This window comes from Arthrobacter sp. 10N410 (genome assembly GCF_056394945.1).
On the sequence record NZ_JBFTIP010000008.1, the window covers coordinates 38,615 to 60,111 of the forward strand.

Genomic DNA, 21,497 nt, shown 5'->3' on the forward strand with positions numbered 1-21,497 from the left:
GTCCGGATTCCGGCTTACTTCTGGTCAGTTGCCGCGGGTCAGGACCTGTCCCTTGAAGAACTCGGGGCGGAGTTTGGCCATCACCAGCATGAGCACCGCACCCAGCAGGATGACGCCCATCCCGAGGATGAACACCAGGCCCAGGCCGCCGACGGATGAACCGGAGCCGTACTCCGGGTCCATCGAGTCGTAGGCGGTCTTAAAGAACATCACCAGCAGGATGACGCCGCCCAGCAGCGGAGCGAGGAACTTGAAGAAGAAGGAGTGCGCTCCACTGAAGGCCTGGGCGCGGAAGAACCAGACGCAGGCCAGGGCGGTGATGCCGTAGTAGAAGCAGATCATCATGCCGAGGGCCGTGATGGTGTCCCACAGCGCATTTTCGGAAAGGGTCCGGGTGACGACGTAGAACACGGCGGCGGCCACGGCCGAGGCGATGGTGGCGTAGCTCGGGGACTTGTAGCTGGGGCTGATCTTGCCGAATTTATGCGGCAGCGCCTTGTAGTGGCCCATCGACAGGAGGGTGCGGGCCGGGGAAACGAAGGTGGACTGCAGCGATGCGGCCGAGCTGCTCAGGATGGCCAGTGACATCAGGATCGCGAAGGGGCCCATCACGGGTCCGGCGAGGACCGCGAAGATGCTGCCCTGGTTCTCCGGGTTGCCGGTGCCGAGGCCCTCGGTCCCGACGCCGGCGAAGGCCAGGGTGGACAGCGCGACGGTCATGTAGATGATCACGATGACCAGCACCGTCACGGTGGCCGCGCGGCCCGGGGTCTTCTCCGGGTTCCGGGTCTCCTCGTTCATGGTCAGGGTGACGTCCCAGCCCCAGTAGATGAAGATGGACAGCGAAACGCCGGCCGCGAAGGCGGAGAAGGATTCGACGGCGAAGGGGTTGAACCAGTCCGGCGCGATGGCGGTGGCGTCAAAAGCCGTGCCGTTCGCCACGTGGCTGAAGGCCGCAACGGCGAACCAGCCCAGCACGAGCAACTGGAAGGCGACCAGAACGTACTGGACGGTCTTGGTGGTTTCCATGCCCCGGTAGGAAATCCAGCACGCCAGGGCAATGAAGACCAGCGTGGTGGCGATGTTGAGCGGCAGGTTGGTGGTCAGGTCCGCCAGCTCCGGGTTGCCGAAAAGCTGGGCCAGCATGAGGTAGAAGAAGTCCACGGCGACGGCGGCCAGATTGGACAGCACGATGATGGTCGCCGCGATCAGCCCCCAACCACCCATCCAGCCGATCCACGGGCCGAAAGCCCGCGAGGCCCAGGTGAACGAGGTGCCGGCGTCGGGCATGGCGTTGTTCAGTTCGCGGTACCCGAAGGCCACCAGCAGCATGGGAAGGAAGCCCACCAGGAAGATCGCCGGAAGGTGGACGCCGACCTCGGAAACCGTCGGGCCCAGGGCCGCGGTCAGGGTGTACGCCGGTGCGATGCAGGAGACGCCGATGACGACGGCGCCGATCAGCCCCACCGATCCGGCCTTCAGTCCCTTCTCGCTCAGGCCGTGGTCCTGCTTGCTGTGTGCTGCGGCCTTGGCGGTCGCGTGTTCAGTGCTCATGCTTGTGCCTCTCGGGAGGTGTCAATCGACGGTGATTGGTTCTGGTGCTTGAGCTCGTAGTCGCTGGGGACCACGATCATCGGCACCGGCAGGGCGCGCAGGATGCGGTTGGCCGTGCTGCCCAGGAAGATGGAGCGGCTCCGGGCGAGGCGGCTTGATCCGATCAGCAGGATCTCGCCGTCTTCCCAGTCCAGCCGGTCCACGGCCTCTTCGACGCTGCGGCCCTGGGCCACCACGACGTCGGCCTTCGCGGCCGGCGCGGCGCCCGACGAAGCGGCCGGGAGGGCTGCCGCGAGGTGCTTGTTGGCGTACTCGCGGGCGGCATCTGCCGCCTCGTCCGAGTCACCGGCATCCAGGGTCAGCAGCGACACGACGCGCAACGGCACCTCCCGGTTCACTGCCATGGAGACGGCGAAATCCAGCAGCTTCTCGGCGCCGGCACGGCTGCCGAGCCCGCAGCTGACGCGGGTAAGCGCGTCCCGGCGGTGGTAGCCGTGCGGAGCCAGGGCCACCGGGACCGTTGCAGCGTGCAGCAGCGCACTGGCCACGGAGCCGACGGTGAAGCGCTTGAACAGCCCGCTGCTGGTGGCCCCGATGATAAGCATGTCGGCCTGGAACTCGTCGCAGGCCTCGATGAGGGTCTGTGCGTCGGATTCCCCGCTGCGCACATGGGCCTTGGCGGGGACGTCCGCCGGGATGAGGGAGAGGGCTTCGTCGAGCCATTCCCCCGCCTGCTGGTGCAGGTAGCTGTCATAGCCCGCGGCGGGCGCGTGGGCCGCGTTGAACACTCCGGCATCCGGGATGGCCACCACCAGGTCCAGGCTCGCTCCACGGCCGCGGGCCAGGGAGACGGCCAGATTGACGGCATCACGGCCTCTGGCATTGGCGGAATACCCCACTACGTAACGCATCTGGCCGACCTCTCTGACTTCTTGGATAGGGTTCTGGGACAAGGATTGATTTGAAGGGACGTGCTATTCGGGGGCTAGCGGGCGGCCGGCATGCGGTCGGCCGCGGCGGTGATCCGGGCGGCTATCCGGCGCCCCATCCGCACTGCGCCGTCCACGTGCTGGTACCCCTCGGCCGCGAGGTCGGAGGAAGCCCAGTAGATCGGACCCACCGGCGCGTGCTGGTCCTTGCCGTAGCGGTGCAGGCCGCCCAGGTCATAACTGGCGGCGTAGGCGCCTCGGGTCCATTCCTCCGAACCCCAGTCGGACTCGTAGTAGACCTCCGGCTCGAGGGCCTTCTCGCCCAGGAAGCCGGCGATTGATTCAAGGATGGCGCGGCGTCGCTCCGCCGCGCTGAGCTCGAACATGGCGTCGGCCTTTTCGTCCGAGACGAAGCCCACCAGGGTGCCGCGGGGGTCCTCGTGGTTGGTGTTGTCGTAGACCTCCTGGACCAGCGCGTCCGCCCCGAAGCAGGTGCCGGACAGTCCGTCCTCGCGCCAGAACGGGGTGCTGTAGACGGCGTGCACCTTGATGACCAGGCCGAGGGACTGGTGCTGGTGCATCTGGTGCTGGCGGCGGGGCAGCGGCGGGTTGTAGGAGACCCGGGAGTAGAGGTTCGGCGGCACAGCCATGACCACGAAGCGGGCGTTCACGGTGGCGCGGTCCGACACTACGGTCACCCGGTGTCCGGTGCCACTCTCCTCCCAGTTGATCGTGCGCACCGGGCTGGAGAGGACGACGTCGTCGCCGAGTTCCGCCGCCTGCAGCAGCGAGACCTGCTGCATGCCGCCGACGACGCGCTTGTCCAGGATGAAGTCCTCATCGGTGAGGTGGGTGAAGGAACCCGCCGAAGCCGCCATCAGGACGGCCTGCAGGGCGGAGAAAGCGTGCGCGGGCTTGGTCAGCATGCCACCGGCGATGAACAGGCCGATGTTGTTGCAGGCTTCCTCGTCGGAGGAGTTCTGGCGCAGCCAGTGGTGGAAGGAGATGGTGTCCAGTTCACGGGCCTTGGGGTGCGCCCACGGCTCGGTGGCGCCGATTTCCGCGGCGAGCGAGTCCAGCAGCGCGGTCAGTTTGTCCATCTCAGCGGCAGTGGTGTCACTGACCGGGAAGGAGTCCCCGGTGTACAGCGTGCGCTTGCCGTCGGCACCGATGTAGACGGACTGGCCGTCACGGTAGCGGTCGTAGGTCTTCAAGCCGAGCTCATCGAGGAGCTCAAGCAGCGCCGTCTGGTCCGGCGAAACCCACTGTCCGCCGATCTCCAGCATGGCGCCGTCAATCGTGTCCGTCCAGGTGCGGCCGCCCACCCGGTCGCGGGCTTCCAGCACGGCAACGCTCAGGCCGGCCTTCTGCAGCTCCCGTGCTGCGGTCAGCCCGGCCGGCCCGGCTCCAACGATGACGACGTCGCGGTCAAGTTCCAGCATGATGTCCTCTCTGTGGCCGCGGAGTGATGCGAACCACTAAATGAATGCCATTCATTTAGTACGACTATAGCGGTAACGTTGGAAAGAGGGAAGACCCCGGCGCAAGATCGCATCCGGTGGAATAATCCGTGGAATAGTCCAGAGGACAGCCCAGTAGAAAGGCCCGCAATGCCGGCAGCCAAAAGCGCCACCGCGGATCCGCACCGACCCGACGCCAAACCGCGCCGCCGGGTGGGCAGGCCCCCCTCGGCCGTCCTCGACCAGGACGGCATCACCGCGGCCGGCCTGCAACTGGTGCGCAAAAGCGGCTACGACGGCTTCACCATGGCAGCCCTGGCCCGCTCGCTGAACGTGGCGCCGTCGGCGCTGTACAACCACGTGTCCTCAAAACGGGAGGTGCTGGTCCTCATCCAGGACCACCTAACGTCATTCGTGGACGTGTCGGCCTTCGAGACCGAGCCTTGGGACCAGGCGGTGCGCGATTGGGCCTGGAGCTACCGCGACGTCTTCTCGCGGCACACCCCGCTGATCCCGGTTATTGCGGTGCTTCCGGTGGCCGACGCCCCGAAGACCCTCGCCATGTACGAGGCCGTCAGCGCGGGGTTCCGCCGGGCAGGGTTCCCGCAGGAACGCATCATCTCGGCAATCGTGGCCCTGGAGTCCTTCATCTTCGGTTCCGCCTACGACGTGACGGCACCGGCGGACATCTTTGATTCCGGCAGCCTGGCGGCCGAGACGCCGAACTTCTCCGCCGCCGTCGCCAGCCTGGGCGAGCAGGGCTACGCGAACCAGGCGGACGTGGCCTTCGGCCTGGGACTCGAAGCGCTGATCGCGGGCTTCGGGGCGCTGCGGGGGTAGGACGGTGGCGCCGGACCGGCCGGGCGGCCCAACGAAGCCCGGAATCTGACTGAGACGCGACATCAAACAAAAAGAACCCCGGTCCGAAGACCGGGGTTCTTTCATTTGCGTGCGCGAGGGGGGATTTGAACCCCCACGCCCTTTCGGACACTGGCACCTGAAGCCAGCGCGTCTGCCGTTCCGCCACTCGCGCGCAACTTCTTTCACCTGGCAGAGGCCCGAAATCCGGACCAGCAACCTCGTAAAAGCAGCGAGATCAAGCATAACGGACAACTGCGGGAAAACACCAATCGGGACTCCGGGGGCGCCAAACCGCCGCAACGAAGGCACCCGGAACCCGCCTGCCCAGTCCCCCGCGGCGCCAGCCCACCCGCAGTGGGCTCCCGGACATCCGCGCACGTCAGGGCCGGTCAGACGCAAATATCCCGACCGCAGCGGCGGGCCGCATTAAGGCCATTCCCAGCCTTGCCCAGTAGTATCTGATGTAGGAGTGCCCGGATACGGCGGACTCCCGCGAATGTTGGAAACCGAGTTCCGGAACAAACGCTGCCCCGCAGCTGCCAGGAAAGGAGAAGGACCATGGGCTTGCTGGACAAAGTCGAGCGCGGCATCGAAAAGGCCGTCCGCGGAGTCTTCTCCACCGGTTCCCGCGCGCAGGTTGAGCCGGTCGAGATCGCCAGCCACCTCCGCCGCGAAGTGGACAACAAGGCCCTCACCGTCGCCGCGGGACGCACCCTTGCTCCCAACGTTTTCGACGTCCTGCTCAGCGGCGACGATTTCCAGCGGGCCCAGGAGTGGGGAACCCCGCTCGCGGAAGAACTGTGCGACGTCGTCATCAACCACGTCCGCAGCCAGGGATACACCCTCCAGGGTCCGGTGCGGATCAGCTTCCGCCGCGACGAGGACCGCCGGGCCGGCGATTTCGAAATCACGTCCCGGACCGAAAAGGCCGGTGGAGCCCCCGCCCAGCCCGGCGGCCAGGGCACCATGCCCGCAGCCCCGACCCGGCAGCCCGGCCGCCTCCAGCCGGTGCTGGACATCGACGGCCAGCGGTATTCGCTGAATGCACCCTCGGTGGTCCTGGGCCGCTCCTCCGAAGCGGACATCCTGATCGACGACACTGGAGTGTCGCGCCGACACCTGGAGATCCGTACCGGCCAGGGCGCAGCGCAGGCCATCGACCTGGGCTCAACGAACGGCAGCTACGTGAACGGCCACAAAGTGGTGGGCAGTTCGGAACTCACCGACGGCGCCACGATCACGATGGGACGGACCAAAATCATTTTCCGCCTGATGCCCGCCAACCCGGGCGGCCGCCCGTGAGTGAACTGACCATCACCGCCCTGCGCTTTGGTTTCCTGATCCTGCTCTGGGTGCTCATCTTCAGCATCGTCTCAGCCATGCGCCGCGACCTCATGATCGGCCGCAAAGCCGCCGCCGGTGCCCCCACCGCACGGCAGGTGCGCCGGAACCCTGCACTGGCCGAACCTGCCCCGGCCCCGGTGAAGCAGCAGGCCCGCCAGCTCGTCGTCACCGAAGGCCCGCTGAAAGGCACCACCCTTCCGTTGGCCGCGAGCCCCATCCTGCTGGGCCGGGCACAGGAAGCCACCCTGGTCCTGGAGGACGACTACGCCTCCGGCCGGCACGCACGCCTGTTCCCGCAGGGCAGCCGCTGGTTCATCGAGGACCTCGGTTCCACCAACGGCACGTATCTGGCAGATCAACAGCTGACCCGGGCACTTCCGGTGGAGCTGGGTGTCCCCGTGAGAATCGGCAAGACGGTCATTGAATTGAGGCCGTAGCCATGGCTGCCCCCGAATCCCCCGCAGACAAGGCAGCAACTGCCCCGAAGCGGCCGCTCATCATGCGCTACGCCGCGCGCTCCGACGTCGGCCGCGTGCGCGCGAAAAACGATGACTCCGCCTACGTCGGCCGCCACCTCGCCGTCGTCGCGGACGGCATGGGCGGGCACGCCGGCGGTGACGTAGCATCCGCCGCCACCGTCCTGGACATGATCCATTTGGACCGCGATGACTACGACGCGGAGGCCGGCGAGGCCGACACCGTCCTGGCTGACGAGATCCAGACCGCCAACTCGCTCCTCTCCGAGCTGGTCCACATGAACCCGAAACTCGCCGGCATGGGGACCACCGTGACCGCGCTGCTGCTGGCCGGAGGCAAGCTCCACTTCGCGCACATCGGCGATTCGCGCGCCTACCGGCTGCGCAACGGCAAGTTCGAGCAGGTCAGCGTGGACCACACCTTCGTCCAGCGGCTCATCGACGAGGGCCGGCTGCGCCCCGAAGAGGCCGAAACGCACCCGCACAAGAACGTGCTCATGCGTGTCCTCGGCGACGTCGACGCCAGCCCGGAACTCGATCTGGACGTCCTCGACGTCGAACCCGGGGAACGCTGGCTGCTCTGCTCCGACGGGCTGAACTACGTTGCCGGCCACGTCGTTGAGCGCACGGTCCGGGAGACCAAGAGCCTGCGTGAGTGCGCCGAAAAGCTTGTAGACCTCACCCTGGAGGCCGGCTCCCCGGACAACGTGACGGTCGTCATGGTGGACATCGCGGAACAGACGCCCGACGACGTGAACACCGCCGCCGTCCAGGTCGTCCCGGCAATTGTCGCCGCGACAGCACTGGCATCGAAGACCGCACCGCCGGCCGCACCACCGGCCGGCAGTGCCGGCAGCACCTATGCCGGCAAGGCTTCCGAGAGCGCCAAAGACGACAACTCGGCCGGCAGATCAGACAAAACCCCGGAGGAGGCCGCCGGCCCGGCCAAGGAGCCAGAGCCCTCCACCGATCCGCATCTCGGCGAGCACCTGTCCGCCGAAGTCCTGCGTGAGGAACTCTCAACCCGTCCGCATGAACTCGTCGGCGCGGCGGCCTCCGCCGCGGCCTCCGGCTCCATCCCCTCCATCGCTGGCCGCACGGTGGCCCGCCGGGCCGCAACGGTGTTGACGCACAAGGCGGAGCCGGACAGGGAAGACGCCGACGAGTACAAACCGCCGGTCAGGCGCCGGCGCTGGCTGACAATCTCCATCGCCGCGGCGATCGTGGCCGTGCTGGGTATCGGCCTCTGGCTTGGCTACGCCTGGACGCAGACCCGGTACTACATCGGGGAGCACGATCAGCGAGTTGCCATTTTCAACGGGGTTTCCCAGCGCTTGGGCCCCATTCCGCTTTCCACCCTCGAGACGGTGACCGATATCCGGATGTCTGACCTGCCAGAGTTCTCGCAGCAGCGTGTACGCCAGACCGTTCCCGCGCGGGACCTCTACGACGCGCAACGGATCGTCAAGAACCTTGAGCGCACCGGCACGACGGCGCCGGCCGACGAGTGCCTGACCCCCTCCCCCACGCCGAGCGCCAGCGCGACCGGGCGGGCCACATCCGGCGCGGCCGCCCGTTCCAAATCGGCTTCCCCGACCCCGACGCCCTCGCCGTCGCCGAGTTACTGCGAGGGGGGCAAATGACGCCGATCGATCCCACGCCCAAGCCGCGCCGCAACGCCGAGCTGGTGCTGCTGGTCCTTGCCCTCGCGGTGGGGATCGGTGCCAACGCCCTCGTCGGCGTCGACCGGCAGAAGGCCTTCGACACCGATTTCTGGTTCCAGTCCGGCCTGCTCACGGCCGCGGCGCTGGCCTTCCATCTGGTGCTCCGCATCCGCGCAAAATATGCCGATCCGGTAATACTTCCCCTGGTCGTCGCGCTTAACGGCCTTGGCCTGGCAATGATCCACCGCCTCGACCGCGTCGGGGAAGACACCGGCAACAACCAGCTGCGCTGGACCCTAGTGGCGATGGCCGTGGCCATCGCCGTCATCTGGTTCCTGAAGGACCACCGGATCCTGCGCCGCTTCACGTACATTTCCCTCGCGGTCAGCGCGGTGCTGCTGATCCTGCCGCTGGTCCCGGGGATCTCCGCCGGCGAGGTCCTGGGCGCGAGTGTCTGGATCAAACTCGGGTCAATGACCTTCCAGCCCGGCGAAATCGCGAAGATCACCCTCGCCATCTTCTTCGCCGGCTACCTTTCCTCCAACCGGGACCTCATCCTGCTGGCCGGACGCAAGATCGGGCCCCTTCAGTTCCCCCGGTTCAAGGACATGGGCCCCATGATCACCGCCTGGCTGGTCAGCATTGGCGTGCTGATCTTCCAGCGCGACCTCGGCACCTCGATCCTGTTCTTCGGCCTGTTCCTGGTGATGATCTACGTCGCCACCAGCAGGATCAGCTGGGTGATCATCGGCGTCGTCCTGATGGTGGCCGGCGGCTTCGTGGCGTCCAAGGTCTTCTCGCACGTGGCACTGCGGATCGACGGCTGGCTCAATGCGTTCACCGAGGAGGTCTACGGGCGGGAATTCGGCGGCAGCCGGCAGATCGTCGAAGGCCTCTTCGGCATGGCCAACGGCGGCCTCGTCGGCACCGGCCTCGGCCAGGGCCGCCCCAACCTCGTCCCGTTCGCCAACAGCGACATGATCGTCGCCTCCTTCGGCGAGGAACTCGGGCTGATCGGCGTCTTTGCGATCGTGCTGATGTATCTGCTGCTCTTCACCCGCGGTTTCCGCGCCGCGCTCGGAACCCGGGACGCGTTCGGCAAACTGCTCGCCACCGGATTGTCCTTCGCCATCGCCCTGCAGTGCTTCGTGGTGATCGGCGGCGTCACGCGCCTGATCCCGCTGACCGGCCTGACGACGCCTTTCCTGGCGGCCGGCGGCTCCTCCCTGCTGGCGAACTGGATCATCGTTGGCCTGCTGCTGATGATCTCGCACACCGCACGCGGGCCGGTGGACACCACGCCCCTCCCGCCGGGCCAGGATCCTGGGCTGCAGAATGAGACTCCGGCCATGCCGCCGAAGCCTGCCACGGCACCGGCCCGCGGCACCAGCACCAGTCCAGACGCTCCCACCGAGGCGGTGAAACTCCCGTGAACCAGGCCATTCGCAACTCCTGGATCGCCGCGATCGCGATGTTCGCGCTGATCTTCGGTGCGCTCAGCTATGTCCAGGTGGTGGGCGCCGATGAACTCAAAGCCAACGCGTGGAACAAGCGCACCTTGCTGCAGAACTACTGCAACGACCGCGGTGCCATCATCGTCGGCGGCAAGCCGGTGGCGCAGTCCGTGGCGGGCAGCGAGAGCTGCCAGTTCCAGCGCAGCTACGCGCAGCCGGAGCTCTACGCCGGCATCACCGGCTATTTTTCGAAGAACTACGGCCTGACGGGCATGGAACTGGCCATGAACGAACAGCTCGCCGGCAGCTCGGACCAGTTGTTCCTGGACCGGGTCGGCCAGCTGTTCCTCGGCAACCAGCCCAAGGGCGCCTCAGTCGAGCTGACCCTGGATCCGAAAATCCAGAAGCTTGCCTATGACCTGATCCCCGAGGGCCAGCGCGGATCGATCGTGGTGTCCAACCCGAAGACCGGTGCGATCCTGGCCATGGTGTCCAAGCCCTCGTATGACCCCAATCTGGTGGCCACCCAGGATTCCGACGCCGAAGCGGCGAACATCACCAAGCTGAACAAGATCCCGGGCATCAACCTGAACCAGTCAGTGAGCGGTCCCACCGGCGCGCTGCTGGCTCCGGGGTCCGTTTTCAAGATCATCGACACGGCGGCGGCCCTGGGTTCCGGCAAGTACAACAAGGACAGCGTGCTGCCCAACCCGGCCGAGATGCCGTTCCCGGGGATCCAGTACAAGCTGCCGAACTACGCCGGCGGCAACTGCTACACCCGGAACACCGCCTCGTTCGCGTTCGCCCTCCAGCAGTCCTGCAACACCCCGTTCGCCAGCATCGCTATCGACCTGGGCCAGAAGGCGATCGAAGAACAAGCCAGCAAGTTCGGCTTCGGGCAGGACTTCGGCGACCAGCTGAAGCTCCAGATGGCAAAGAGCACTTTCCCGAGCGAGCCGCTGGACGACGCCGGGCTGGCGCAGTCGGCCATCGGCCAGCGGGATGTCCGTGCCACGCCGCTGCAGATCAACATGATGACCGCGGCCATCGCGAACGGCGGCGTTCAGATGAAGCCCAACCTGATCAAGGCCCTGCGGTCCCCCGATCTGCGGATTCTCAACGAGCCCAAGCCCGAGGCACTCCGGACCTCCACGAGCCCGGAAATCGCCCGCCAGATCAGCGAATGGATGACCAGCGTCGTCAGCGAAGGCATCGCCCGCGGCGCCGCGGTGCCCGGCGTCGAGGTGGCAGGCAAGACCGGCACGGCCGAGCTCGGCACGGGCCTGAACAATTCATGGTTTACCGGGTTCGCCCCGGCGAATGACCCGCAAGTGGCCGTCACGATTGTCATGCAGGGCGTGGACATCACCACCGGCGCAAATCTAACCAGTCCGAACGCGAAGAAGATTTTTGAGGCGGTGTTGAATAAGTGAGGCCTACATCGGGAATCACCCTCGGCGGCAGATTCCAGCTGACCACACGCATTGCGATCGGCGGCATGGGAGAAGTCTGGAAGGCCAAGGACCTGATCCTTGGCCGGATCGTCGCGATCAAGGTCCTCAAGGAGGAATACACCGGCGACCCGGGTTTCCTCCAGCGTTTCCGGGCCGAAGCGCGGCACACCGCCCTGCTGAACCACGTGGGCATCGCCAACGTTTTTGACTACGGCGAGGAAGAAGGCTCCGCCTATCTCGTCATGGAACTCGTTCCCGGACAGCCGCTCAGCAGCATCATCGAGCATGAGCAGGTGCTCTCACCGGACCGCACCCTGTCGATGATCTCCCAGACGGCACGGGCCTTGTCCGTCGCCCACGCCCAGGGCCTGGTGCACCGGGACATCAAGCCAGGCAACCTGCTCATCACCCCGGACGGCCGGGTCAAGGTCACCGACTTCGGCATCGCGCGGCTGGCCGACCAGGTTCCGCTGACGCAGACGGGCCAGGTGATGGGCACGGCCCAGTACCTCGCCCCGGAACAGGCCACCGGGCAGACCGCGACCGGCGCCTCCGACATCTACTCGCTCGGCGTGATCGGCTACGAATGCCTCACGGGGCACCGTCCGTTCTCCGGCGAATCCCAGATTGCGATTGCGCTGGCCCAGGTCAACGACGCCCCGCCGCCATTGCCGGACAGCCTGCCCAGGCCGGTCCGCGCGCTCCTGATGTCGATGCTGGCCAAGGACCCCAAGAATCGCCCGGCCGATGCGATCAAGCTCGCCGAAGCGTCCGATGCCATCCGCAACGGCGACATCGCGGCCGCGCACGCGGCCGTTCCGGGCATGCTCCTCTTCGAAGCAGCCACCGGCCCCATTACCGCACCGGTGAACGTCCCCACCGCAGCGACGGGTGTCATCGGCGCCAGCGCGGCTGAGGACAAGTCGACGTCGGCGCTGCCGGTGATCGGCGCCGCCGGCGCGGGTGCCGCAGCCGGGCTGGCGGCCGGGGCCGCCGCGGCAAGCGGACACGGCGCACGCAGTGCCCTGTCCCGCGCGGATGCGCTGGCCGCGGAACGCAGCTGGATACCTGAGGAAGAGGACTATGACGGCTACGAACCGGAAGAGGAAGAGCCACGGCGGAAAGGCCGCAGCCCCTGGACCTGGCCGCTGATCGCCCTGATCCTGCTCGTTCTGTTTGCCTTGGTGGGAGTGGTCCTGTCGCAGGCCGGGATCCTGTTCCCCTCGTCCCCGGCCGCCACCAGCTCCAGCGCCAAGGCCAGTACGACAAGCGCCGCGCCGACGTCCAAGAGCCCGAGCCCCAGCCCCTCCAGCAGCTCGGCCACGCCAACCGAGTCGACGCCGGCCGCCATCAACCTGATTCCGGATGCATACAAGGGCCGCCCCTATAACGATGTCCGGGCGGAGCTGAACGGCCTGGGCCTTCAGGTCAAGGGCAACCCCATCGCGGACCCCTCCGCCCCCGACACGGTGATCGACATCGATCCCTCCGGCCCCGTACAGCCGGGTGAAACCATCACGGTGAGCTACTCCAAGGGACCGGAGAAGGTTACCGTTCCGACGCTGGAAACGGGGGCCAGCGAGGCAGCCGTCCAGCGCGCGATCGAGGGGGCCGGGCTGCGCTGGCAGAAGGGTGCTCCGGTCGAAGGCGACGGAACGCAGCAGGAGGGCACCTTTGTCAGTTCCGAGCCGGGATCAGGCGAGAAGGTCCCCGCCGGTTCCGTGGTCACCTATCACCTTGCCACCGCGCCGGCGCCCGTCTCGGACTCTCCCTCGCCGAGCGTCAGCACCACCAAGTAGGCGCCCGTGTCCACTTCACCCCGCACTCCATCGCACCGGGAGGACAGCAGCCCGGCGTCGGCCCAGCGCGTCCTCAGCGGGCGCTATGAGCTGGGTGAGCTGATTGGCCGCGGCGGGATGGCAGACGTGTTCCGCGGGATTGATACCCGGCTGGGACGAACCGTGGCCATCAAGCTGCTCCGCCCGGACCTGGCGCGGGACCCGCAGTTCCAGGCCCGGTTCAAGCGTGAGGCCCAGGCCGTCGCGGCGCTGAACCACCCTTCCATCGTCGCCGTCTTCGACACCGGGGACCATGCCGTCCCCGGTGGCCACGACGACACCGTGCGGGTGCCGTACATCGTGATGGAGTACGTCTCGGGCAAGACCATCCGCGACCTGATCAGGGCCAAGGAAGTCACGATCGACCAGGCCATAGACTTCTCGCTGGGGGTTTTGGCCGCCCTCGATTACAGCCACAAGGCCGGGATCGTGCACCGCGACATCAAACCGGCCAACGTCATGTTCTGCCCGGATTCGAACAGCGTGAAGGTGATGGACTTCGGGATTGCCCGCGCCATGGCCGACTCCTCTGCGACCATGACGCAGACGCAGGCCGTGGTGGGAACGGCCCAGTACCTCTCTCCCGAACAGGCACGCGGCGAAACAGTCGACGCGCGCAGCGACCTGTACTCGGCCGGTTGCCTGCTCTACGAGATGCTGACCGGACGCCCGCCGTTCGTCGGCGACAGCCCGGTCTCGGTCGCTTACCAGCATGTGCGTGAGATTCCGGAACCGGCCAGCAGCCTGAACCCTGAGGTTTCCGCGGCGCTGGACAGCGTGCTGGCCAAAGCCCTGCAAAAGAACCGGGCCGACCGGTTCCAGGACGCGGCTGCATTCCGGCGCGCGCTCCGGGCGGCCCGCAGCGGCGTCGCCGTGGCGGCCCTGCCGGCCAGTGAGGCGCCGACAGACCCGAACAACACGGTCGCGGGCACGGAGCAGGCGCCGCCCACGGCCGCCTTCGCCTTGACCGGGGCCAAGTTCCTCGATGACGTCCCTTCCGGCCGCATCACGCCGCAACAGACCGCCGCGGAGGACGAGGCACTCGCCCAGTCCGGCTCGGCCCCGCACGGTCACCCCGACACCGACAGTCTCGAGCTGAGCCTTCCGGCCGAACGCGAACCCACCCCCCGGCAAAAGTCCCGCCGCCGGATGTGGACGGCGACGCTGCTGATCTTCACGCTGCTGGTATTGGCCGGAGGCGGCCTGTGGCTCTACAACATGGTCAACCAGCGGCCTGCGCCCATAGCCAAGGTGGACGTCCCCGCGGTGACGTCGCTGACCGAATCCGAGGCGCTGCAAAGGCTCTACAACGCCGGGCTCAAGCCCCAGTTGAAGCGCATCCAGCACGAGACCGTCCCCAAGGGCATCGCCGTCGGCACCGTGCCCACGGCCGGGAGCTCGCTGGAAAGCAATTCCGAGATCACCCTCAATATCTCCGAGGGCCCCAGTGTGATCACCATCCCCGCGGACCTGCCGGGCCGGACCGAGGCGGATGCCCGGGACGAGCTGCGCCGGATAGGGCTGACCGGTGCCCCGAAAACCACCCTGGACAACAGCCCCAATGTGCCGGCGGGCATCGTCATCACGACCAACCCGGCGCCGGCGCAGACCGTGGCCGTGGACAGCACGGTGGAACTCATCGTGTCCACCGGCAAGGTTGCGGTGCCGCAGCTCATCGGCCTTCCGAAGGCGGAGGCGCAGGCTGCACTGAAGAAAGTCGGCCTCCTCGCCATCATCAAGGAAGTCGAAAACACGCAGGTCCAGCCGGGCAAGGTGACGGCGCAAAGCGACGCCGCGCAAGCCGCCGTCGAGCAGGGCAAGGCGATTACCGTAACCGTGGCAAAGGCCCCGCCGCCTCCGCCCCCGCCGACGCCGACCCCTTCGCCCACACCTTCGCCGACCCAGACGGACGTCACGGAAGGCGTCGGCAAGCTGCTGGGGCCCGGCGCCTAGCAGCGCGCCGGGTTCAGTGCTGGATGAGCGGGCTCAGGGCCGCGGCCCGCGCCGCGGCCCCCGCCATGCCCAGTGACTCAAGCCAGTTCCCGAGCATCAGGTAGCCGCCCTCGGTGAGCACCGACTCGGGGTGGAACTGGACGCCGCAGAGCGGTGCCGCGCGGTGCTGCAGTCCCATCACGACGCCGGTGGCCGTCTCAGCGGTGATCTCCAGGATCTCCGGGATGCTTTCCCGCACGGCGGCGAGGGAGTGATACCGCGTCGCCGTGAACGGCGACGGCAGGCCGCTGAAGACGCTGGTCCCGTGGTGTTCGACGAGCGAGGTCTTGCCGTGCATCAGTTCGGGGGCGTGCGTAACGCGCCCGCCGTAGGCCTCCGCCAGCGCCTGGTGTCCGAGGCAGACGCCCAGCATGGGCTTGTTGTGGCTGCCGCACCACTTGATCAGCTCGATGCAGACACCTGCGTCGGCCGGCGCACCGGGTCCGGGCGAGACCAGGACGCCGTCGCGGGCTTCGGCCATCTCGATCGCCTCGGCAAGCGTCACGTCGTCGTTGCGGACCACGGTTGTCTCCGCGCCGAGCTCCTGGAGGTAGCCGACCAGGGTGTAGACAAAGCTGTCGTAGTTGTCTACGACCAAGATTTTGGTTGTGCTCATGGGTGCCTTGCTAAGCCAATCGTCGAATCAGTGAACGGGCTGAATTGCGCCATCCAGGGAAAAAGGAACTGAACCATCAATACCAGCACGCCGGCCAGCAACACCAGCGATGTGACGATACGCAGCCATAGCGGTCCGGGAAGCCCGCGGAAGATCCATCCGTACATCGTCTAACCCTCCCCGAGGGTGCGGGCCACCTGGGCTGCTATTTCGGCCGGTGGCCCCGCGGAAGCGGGCTGCCAGCGCTCCAGCAGGGAATAGGCGATGATCCGCTCCTGCGAACCGAAGCGCGGGTTGCAGCTGGTCATGGTGAGGTAGCTTTCCGTCGGTTTGGCCGAGGGCTGCGCCGGGACAGGCAGCAGGACGTCCGTGGCGGAAGGCAGAACGATCTCGCTGTTGCGGAACCGGTAGACGTAGTAGCCCTCCCGGGTCTGCACGTAGATCCTGTCGCCCGGGACCAAGGAGTCGATATTGTCCAGGACAGCTCCATGGGTCTGCCGGTGCCCCGCCAGCGCAAAGTTTCCCGCCGCGCCGGGCATCGCGGTGCCGTCGTAGTGTCCGAGCCCCAGCGAGTCCAGTACCTCGGGCGTGGTTCCCTGCACGACGGGCCGCGTGTACCCGGCGCCGAAGCGCGGCACGTAAACGACGCCGATCGTAGTGCCGGCTGCCGGCTCGGAAGCGACAGGGGCTGGACCCGGGCCGGCGGAGGCAGGGCCGGCCGAACCGTCCACGCCGGTGCTCGCGCCACTGGGCCGGGGGGCGCCCGGTCCGTTTAGCTCCCGCGCGAAATCCTTGACGACCTCGCGTTGCCGGGCATCGGCGTCGAGGTTGGTCCACCAAAGCTGCCAGGCGACAAACAGCAGCAGGACCACCCCTGCCGTCAGGAGCAACTCCCCGGCAACTTGAAGGGCGCGGGACACCGCGCTCCGCGGAACTTCGCCGCCGCCCCGCGCAGGCGCGGCCAGGGATTCCGCCTTCTCCTGCAGCACCGTGGCCTCTCCTCTGGGCGTTCGCAGCGGGCGGAGTGTGGCCTTAACTACAGCTAGAATTGGCTGCGATTAGGATTTCAAACTCCACCAAGAGCGCGTTGACCGCCGGCTGTTCCTTTTCTTGCAGGATATCAAGCCGAGGCACCCGCTCCTCATCCAGCCCGCCAAGGAGGACCCGTGCCCGAGTCGAAGCCGCGAAAGAGGACTGCCAGCGTCGCGCAGCAGACTTCTGCGACGCAGGCCTATAAGCCCAACCCCGTCTGGTTCAAGCCGGTGATGTTCGGCCTGATGATCATCGGACTGCTGTGGATCATCACCTTCTACATCAGCGAAGGCACCCTCCCGGTCAGGGAGTGGGCGTCGTGGAACATCGTCGCCGGATTCGGCATCGCCATCGTCGGCTTCCTGATGACCACGCGTTGGCGTTCCTGAACCCCGCATTCCCCTTCGCAGCAGGCCGGCACACAGAGTGTGCCGGCCTGCTGCGTTAAGCCCGCGCCGTTAGCGTCGGCTGGTCGGGCGATAATGCTGGAAGGCAAACTCTCCAGCAAAGGATTCCAGATGACCCCCGACGTCAGTGGCTGCATCATCGGCGACGATGGATTGACCCGGCCGGCCTGGGCAGCCACAGACCCGCTCCTGCGCGACTACTACGACAGCGAGTGGGGGCTCCCGGTCCGGGACGAACAGGGGCTCTACGAACGGATCAGCCTCGAGGCGTTCCAGGCCGGCCTGTCCTGGGCGACGATCCTCCGCAAGCGCCCCGCCTTCCGCGCCGCGTTCGCCGACTTCCACCCTGAGACAGTGGCCGCCTTTACCGAGGACGACGTCGAGCGCCTGCTGCAGGACGCCGGCATTGTCCGCAACCGGCTCAAGATCCGGGCAACGATCACCAATGCCCAGGCCACTGTGGACCTCAGGGACGACGGGGGGCTGGTGGACTTCGTCTGGGGCTTCCAGCCTGACAGCACCCCGGAGCCGACGGCCCTGACAGAGATTCCCACGAGCTCCCCGGAGTCGGTCGCGTTGTCCAAGGCCCTGCGCAAGCGCGGCTTCGTGTTTGTCGGCCCCACCACGATGTACGCCCTGATGGAGGCCATCGGGATGGTCGACACCCATCTGCTCGACAGCCACCGGCGCGGCACCTCGGGCGTCTGGCTCCGCTAGTCGCAGCCCACCGGGTCCACAGCTGTGCACAAGCAGCCCAAAGTTATCCACAGCCTGTTGATACCCCGGGCGGATCGCGGCCCGGGGAAAACGGTCCGCGCTGGCCCGCCCGCGCACCCAAATCAGGGGATAGAGACCCGGTCCCTCCGCTGAATCACAGACCTGTAAGTTATTAACACTGTGGACGGTCTGTGGATAACCGCAGTCGGAGCCGAGTGTGGCCGCCTTCGACCCATTGCCAGGCCGGTTGCGCCGTCGCCCAGCTCTCCACTCTGTGCACCGGGTTGCATCGGGTGTGCCTTGGGATACTTGTCCACTTAATAACAGGCCGCTACCCACAACTTATCCACAGCTGGGGATAAGTGGCCGCTGGCCGTCGCCCGGCAGCCCCGGAAAAGCCCGGAATGGCGCGTTTTCCACGGCGAAACTCAGAGGATCAAGTTATTAACAATGTGAACAACCCTGTGAATAACGGCCTATAAATCAGATAAATAGGACCCCTCCCGCGATCGCAGTCGCTTAGGCTCCCCTGGCGTGCAGGACTGGGAGGGCCTGGAAGGGTGTTTCCGGCCCTGGCGGCTGACGGCGGCAGCAGCGGCTGGAGCAGGGGCTGGCCGGGGGAGACGGGTCCGCCTGGGCTGACGGTTGTGGCGGGTCCGCGCGGAGAGTCCCCGGGCGCGCTGGGTCCGGCCGGAGGTTGTCCACTTAACCACAGGCGGTCCCCAGCAAGTTATCCACAGGTGTGGAGAGTGGCGGGTGGGCTGCGCGGGATTTGCCAGCTGTGGCGGTCAGATCCGGCATCGTCGGTTGAACTACAGGCATGTAAGTTACCAACAATGTGGATAACCCCTGTGGAAAAGTTTCACGCCGGAGATGGCGCGTAACATACGGGGGCAGTGCTTACGGAAAAGCGCGGCGGTTTTGGACCGGCGCATCCCGGACCCGGGGCGCCTCCGTCCGGAACCGTAGCGGAAACCCACGGCCCTAGCGCAGAGCGGGTCGCCTAGGCCGGCAGCGAGGTGGCCGCGGCGTGCAGGGCGGTGGCTGCGACGAGCAGGCACAGCACCACGGCAAGTCCGGCGGCCTGAAGGAGCCCTTGGCGACGGCCCCGCGGAACGTAGGCGATCACCGCGGCGCTCAGCGCTCCAGTGATGAGGCCGCCAAGGTGGGCCTGCCAGGCGATCTGGGGGATGACAAAGCCAATGACGCCGTTGATGGCGATCAGGACCCATAGTTGCCTGGTGTCGCCGCCGCGGTGGCGCTGGACCACCAGCATGGCGCCGAAAAGGCCGAAGATGGCGCCGGAGGCACCGACAACGCCGGTGAGGGCCTGGCCCGGTGCGTAGGCCGGTGTCAGCAGCAGATAGCCTACGGATCCGCCAACGGCTGACAAGAGATAGAGCGCCAGGAAGCGGACACGCCCGAGGAGGGGTTCCAGCGCCTGGCCGAACATCCACAGCATGTACATGTTGAGCACGATGTGGAGGATGAAGCCTTGCGAGTGAAGGAAGGCCGAGGTCAGCATCCGCCAAGGTTCGAAGGCGCCGTAGGCGGGGTTGGCGTAGACCGTGGCGAAGGCGAAGTTCTGGTAGATCCCGTCGTTGGGAACTATCCACTGCAGCACGTAGACGAGGACGCAGGCTGCGATGATCCCTAAGGTGGCCAGCGGCTTCCCCAGGGCGGCGGCGCCGCCGTAGACCGAGCGGGCCGTCGGCGTCGTACGTTTGGTTTCGTTGACACAGTCAACACACTGGAATCCGACGGCGGCCGCCCGCTGGCAGTCGGGGCACGCAGGGCGCCCGCACCGCTGGCACCGCACGTAGGCGGGCCGGTCCGGGTGCCGGGGGCACACCGGAATCTGCGCGGACGGCTCTGCCGCCGGAATTCCGTAGCTCATGGCGTGGGCTAGAGCTGTTCTACGTCAATGCTGTTGATGACGACGTCCTCGACCGGGCGGTCGCCCATGCCCGTGCGGACACCTTCGATGGCGTCGACGACCTTCTTGGACTCATCGTCCGCGACCTCGCCGAAGATGCTGTGCTTGCCCTGCAGCCAGCCGGTCGGGATGGTGGTGATGAAGAACTGGGATCCGTTCGTGCCGCGGCCCATCTGGATGCCCGCGTTGGCCATGGCCAGCTTGTAGGGCTCGTTGAAGGTCAGCTCCGGGTGGATTTCGTCGTCGAACTTGTAGCCCGGCCCGCCGACGCCACGGCCCAGCGGGTCGCCGGCCTGGATCATGAAGTCCTTGATGATGCGGTGGAAGATGGTGCCGTTGTAGAGCGGCGTGCCGGTCTTGTCCTCACCGGTTTCCGGGTGGGTCCAGGCCTGCTCACCGGTGGCCAGGCCGACGAAGTTCTTGACGGTCTTGGGCGCGTGGTTACCGAAGAGGTTGACGACGATGTCGCCCAGGCTCGTGTGAATGGTTGCTTTTGCGGTTGCGATGGCAGTCATGGCCCTATTCTTCCACGGCAGGGGTTCGCGCACAGGGCCGCAGAGTCAGTTCCGCGCTGGGTGAAATCCAGCCGAAATCGGGCCTGAGAATAGCCGGTGGGGTCCCGGACACGTAGGCTAACTGCAGAACCGTCACATTAATCGGGAGGTAGTTGTGAAGAAAACGGATCGTATTGCCCGTGAGCTGGAGCAGTCAGTCAGCACCGCAGTAGAAAACGCCAAGGACTGGGCAGGCCCGCGGGTCGAAGCAGCAGTCGACTGGGCTGTTCCGCGTCTGCAGCAGGGCCTGGACACCGCTTCTCCCAAGATCCAGGAGGGCCTCAAGTCGGCGGCCCACAACCTGGCCGACGGCGTCGCCACTGTGACCCCCCGCATTCAGGACGGGCTGGCCCAGTTGGCGCCGAAGATCCACGATGCCGTCGAAAGCGCCACCCCCCGGCTGCACGATGCCCTGGACAAGGCCACCCCGGTGATCGCCAACGCCCGTGACCGCGTCGTCGTCGAATACCTGCCCAAGCTTTCGGACCAGATCGGCCACGCCTCCGACGCCGTGCACCGCACCCTGGAAGGCGCACCGGCACACGTGGACGCTGTGGCACAGCGGCTGGTTGACTCCGGTGTTGTCCACAACATCCAGGGGCAGGCGCAGTCCGCCGGCCAGCAGATCAAGGCCGCCGCCGCCGAAGCCAGCCGTGCCGTCACCGGTGAGCTTGGCAAGCCGCAGAAGCCCAAGCACCGCGGCTTCCTTATCTTCGGCGTCATCGCCGCGGCCGTGGCCGCCGGCGTCGCCGCCTGGAAGGCATCCAAGCCGATCGAGGACCCGTGGAAGACGCCGGCCCCGGTCACGCCCGTGACTCCGGCCCCAGTTCCGGCCACTACGGTCAGCGACGTCAAGGAGACCGTGAAGGAAAGCGTCAGCGACGCCGCCGACGCGACGGTTGCCGCAGCCGACAAGGCGGCCGAGGCTTCGGCGGATGCCGCTGACGCCGCTGCAGCCAAGTCGGGGGATTCCTCCGCGAAGGTTGCGACCGACGCCAAGACCGCGGTTCGCAATATCGCAGCGAGCCTGAACGGCGACGACAAGACCAAGTAGCTCCTGGGCTGCCGGTGAACCAGCCGGCAGCCTGAGGACTGCACTTCAAGGAGGGGTTCCGCTGCCGGCGGGGTCCCTCCTTTTGGTTTGCCTTTAGCCGCCCGGGATGCCCGTCAACAGGCCGCAAGAACGGTGCAGGTGCTAAATTTGGGGGG

At 66.8% G+C, this 21,497-nt stretch carries 19 protein-coding genes and 1 tRNA gene; 11 read left to right on the forward strand and 9 right to left on the reverse strand.

Annotation, left to right across the window (positions count from 1 at the left end; translation table 11 throughout):
• Positions 1-24: 24 nt before the first annotated feature.
• From AC1DB8_RS14945 to AC1DB8_RS14955, 3 genes are all read right to left on the reverse strand, one after another.
• Positions 25-1,554 (reverse strand): APC family permease, encoded by a 1,530-nt coding sequence (locus AC1DB8_RS14945; RefSeq protein WP_441419109.1) that lies wholly within the window; start codon positions 1,552-1,554, stop codon positions 25-27.
• A complete protein-coding gene (locus tag AC1DB8_RS14950; RefSeq protein ID WP_476893465.1) occupies positions 1,551-2,465 on the reverse strand; it encodes a universal stress protein in 915 nt (304 codons plus the stop codon). The genes AC1DB8_RS14945 and AC1DB8_RS14950 overlap by 4 nt, the downstream gene beginning before the upstream one ends.
• 74 nt (positions 2,466-2,539) lie before the next feature.
• Entirely contained in the window at positions 2,540-3,925 is a 1,386-nt protein-coding gene (locus tag AC1DB8_RS14955) for a flavin monoamine oxidase family protein (RefSeq protein WP_476893466.1), read from the reverse strand.
• A 168-nt stretch (positions 3,926-4,093) separates the two neighbouring features.
• Here AC1DB8_RS14955 and AC1DB8_RS14960 point away from each other — a divergent pair, with 168 nt between their 5' ends.
• Positions 4,094-4,783 (forward strand): TetR/AcrR family transcriptional regulator, encoded by a 690-nt coding sequence (locus tag AC1DB8_RS14960; protein ID WP_441419112.1) that lies wholly within the window; start codon positions 4,094-4,096, stop codon positions 4,781-4,783.
• Between the two features lie 110 nt (positions 4,784-4,893).
• Here AC1DB8_RS14960 and AC1DB8_RS14965 read toward each other — a convergent pair.
• Positions 4,894-4,976, reverse strand: a tRNA-Leu gene (locus tag AC1DB8_RS14965).
• 386 nt (positions 4,977-5,362) lie between these two features.
• Here AC1DB8_RS14965 and AC1DB8_RS14970 point away from each other — a divergent pair.
• The 7 genes from AC1DB8_RS14970 to pknB are packed head-to-tail and all read left to right on the forward strand — an operon-like array spanning position 5,363 to position 14,987.
• Positions 5,363-6,106, forward strand: a complete 744-nt coding sequence (locus AC1DB8_RS14970; protein WP_441419113.1) for an FhaA domain-containing protein — start codon at positions 5,363-5,365, stop codon at positions 6,104-6,106.
• Entirely contained in the window at positions 6,103-6,585 is a 483-nt protein-coding gene (locus AC1DB8_RS14975) for an FHA domain-containing protein FhaB/FipA (RefSeq protein WP_056736728.1), read from the forward strand. The genes AC1DB8_RS14970 and AC1DB8_RS14975 overlap by 4 nt, the downstream gene beginning before the upstream one ends.
• Before the next feature lie 2 nt (positions 6,586-6,587).
• Complete coding sequence (locus tag AC1DB8_RS14980; RefSeq protein ID WP_476893467.1) at positions 6,588-8,267, forward strand: PP2C family protein-serine/threonine phosphatase; 1,680 nt, start codon at positions 6,588-6,590, stop codon at positions 8,265-8,267.
• On the forward strand, positions 8,264-9,721 hold the full coding sequence (locus AC1DB8_RS14985) for an FtsW/RodA/SpoVE family cell cycle protein (RefSeq protein WP_476893468.1): 1,458 nt from the start codon (positions 8,264-8,266) through the stop codon (positions 9,719-9,721). Before AC1DB8_RS14980 ends, AC1DB8_RS14985 begins: the two co-directional genes overlap by 4 nt.
• A complete protein-coding gene (locus AC1DB8_RS14990; protein ID WP_476893469.1) occupies positions 9,718-11,175 on the forward strand; it encodes a peptidoglycan D,D-transpeptidase FtsI family protein in 1,458 nt (485 codons plus the stop codon). The genes AC1DB8_RS14985 and AC1DB8_RS14990 overlap by 4 nt, the downstream gene beginning before the upstream one ends.
• A complete protein-coding gene (locus tag AC1DB8_RS14995) occupies positions 11,172-12,995 on the forward strand; it encodes a protein kinase domain-containing protein (RefSeq protein WP_441419117.1) in 1,824 nt (607 codons plus the stop codon). The genes AC1DB8_RS14990 and AC1DB8_RS14995 overlap by 4 nt, the downstream gene beginning before the upstream one ends.
• A 6-nt stretch (positions 12,996-13,001) precedes the next feature.
• Entirely contained in the window at positions 13,002-14,987 is a 1,986-nt protein-coding gene (gene pknB / locus AC1DB8_RS15000) for a Stk1 family PASTA domain-containing Ser/Thr kinase (protein ID WP_441419118.1), read from the forward strand.
• Positions 14,988-15,000: 13 nt separating this feature from the next.
• Here the strand turns inward: pknB and AC1DB8_RS15005 are convergent, their stop codons facing one another.
• The 3 genes from AC1DB8_RS15005 to AC1DB8_RS15015 are packed head-to-tail and all read right to left on the reverse strand — an operon-like array spanning position 15,001 to position 16,628.
• Entirely contained in the window at positions 15,001-15,642 is a 642-nt protein-coding gene (locus AC1DB8_RS15005; RefSeq protein WP_441419119.1) for an anthranilate synthase component II, read from the reverse strand.
• Positions 15,639-15,809 carry a hypothetical protein gene (locus AC1DB8_RS15010; protein WP_441419120.1) on the reverse strand — a complete coding sequence of 57 codons (171 nt, stop codon included), beginning with the start codon at positions 15,807-15,809 and terminating at the stop codon, positions 15,639-15,641. The genes AC1DB8_RS15005 and AC1DB8_RS15010 overlap by 4 nt, the downstream gene beginning before the upstream one ends.
• A 3-nt stretch (positions 15,810-15,812) precedes the next feature.
• A complete protein-coding gene (locus AC1DB8_RS15015; protein ID WP_441419180.1) occupies positions 15,813-16,628 on the reverse strand; it encodes a class E sortase in 816 nt (271 codons plus the stop codon).
• A gap of 180 nt (positions 16,629-16,808) precedes the next feature.
• Between AC1DB8_RS15015 and AC1DB8_RS15020 the strand changes: the two genes are divergently transcribed.
• Together AC1DB8_RS15020 and AC1DB8_RS15025 are read left to right on the forward strand one after the other, a co-directional pair.
• Complete coding sequence (locus AC1DB8_RS15020) at positions 16,809-17,063, forward strand: cell division protein CrgA (RefSeq protein ID WP_441419121.1); 255 nt, start codon at positions 16,809-16,811, stop codon at positions 17,061-17,063.
• Between the two features lie 129 nt (positions 17,064-17,192).
• On the forward strand, positions 17,193-17,798 hold the full coding sequence (locus tag AC1DB8_RS15025) for a DNA-3-methyladenine glycosylase I (protein WP_441419122.1): 606 nt from the start codon (positions 17,193-17,195) through the stop codon (positions 17,796-17,798).
• 1,003 nt (positions 17,799-18,801) lie between these two features.
• Here AC1DB8_RS15025 and AC1DB8_RS15030 read toward each other — a convergent pair.
• Entirely contained in the window at positions 18,802-19,695 is an 894-nt protein-coding gene (locus AC1DB8_RS15030; protein ID WP_441419123.1) for a rhomboid family intramembrane serine protease, read from the reverse strand.
• 8 nt (positions 19,696-19,703) lie between these two features.
• Positions 19,704-20,249: a peptidylprolyl isomerase gene (locus AC1DB8_RS15035; protein WP_441419124.1), complete on the reverse strand. Its 546-nt coding sequence runs from the start codon at positions 20,247-20,249 to the stop codon at positions 19,704-19,706.
• A 154-nt stretch (positions 20,250-20,403) separates the two neighbouring features.
• Here AC1DB8_RS15035 and AC1DB8_RS15040 point away from each other — a divergent pair, with 154 nt between their 5' ends.
• Positions 20,404-21,342: a hypothetical protein gene (locus tag AC1DB8_RS15040; protein WP_441419125.1), complete on the forward strand. Its 939-nt coding sequence runs from the start codon at positions 20,404-20,406 to the stop codon at positions 21,340-21,342.
• Positions 21,343-21,497: the final 155 nt, after the last annotated feature.

Excerpts from the sequence above, each read along its gene's own strand:
- AC1DB8_RS15035 (WP_441419124.1), bottom strand. The coding sequence starts at position 20,249 with ATGACTGCCATCGCAACCGCAAAAGCAACCATTCACACGAGCCTGGGC.
- AC1DB8_RS15025 (WP_441419122.1), top strand. The coding sequence starts at position 17,193 with ATGACCCCCGACGTCAGTGGCTGCATCATCGGCGACGATGGATTGACC.
- AC1DB8_RS14980 (WP_476893467.1), top strand. The coding sequence starts at position 6,588 with ATGGCTGCCCCCGAATCCCCCGCAGACAAGGCAGCAACTGCCCCGAAG.
- AC1DB8_RS15030 (WP_441419123.1), bottom strand. The coding sequence starts at position 19,695 with ATGAGCTACGGAATTCCGGCGGCAGAGCCGTCCGCGCAGATTCCGGTG.
- AC1DB8_RS14945 (WP_441419109.1), bottom strand. The coding sequence starts at position 1,554 with ATGAGCACTGAACACGCGACCGCCAAGGCCGCAGCACACAGCAAGCAG.
- AC1DB8_RS15010 (WP_441419120.1), bottom strand. The coding sequence starts at position 15,809 with ATGTACGGATGGATCTTCCGCGGGCTTCCCGGACCGCTATGGCTGCGT.
- AC1DB8_RS14985 (WP_476893468.1), top strand. The coding sequence starts at position 8,264 with ATGACGCCGATCGATCCCACGCCCAAGCCGCGCCGCAACGCCGAGCTG.
- AC1DB8_RS14970 (WP_441419113.1), top strand. The coding sequence starts at position 5,363 with ATGGGCTTGCTGGACAAAGTCGAGCGCGGCATCGAAAAGGCCGTCCGC.
- AC1DB8_RS14955 (WP_476893466.1), bottom strand. The coding sequence starts at position 3,925 with ATGCTGGAACTTGACCGCGACGTCGTCATCGTTGGAGCCGGGCCGGCC.
- AC1DB8_RS14960 (WP_441419112.1), top strand. The coding sequence starts at position 4,094 with ATGCCGGCAGCCAAAAGCGCCACCGCGGATCCGCACCGACCCGACGCC.
- AC1DB8_RS14950 (WP_476893465.1), bottom strand. The coding sequence starts at position 2,465 with ATGCGTTACGTAGTGGGGTATTCCGCCAATGCCAGAGGCCGTGATGCC.
- AC1DB8_RS15005 (WP_441419119.1), bottom strand. The coding sequence starts at position 15,642 with ATGAGCACAACCAAAATCTTGGTCGTAGACAACTACGACAGCTTTGTC.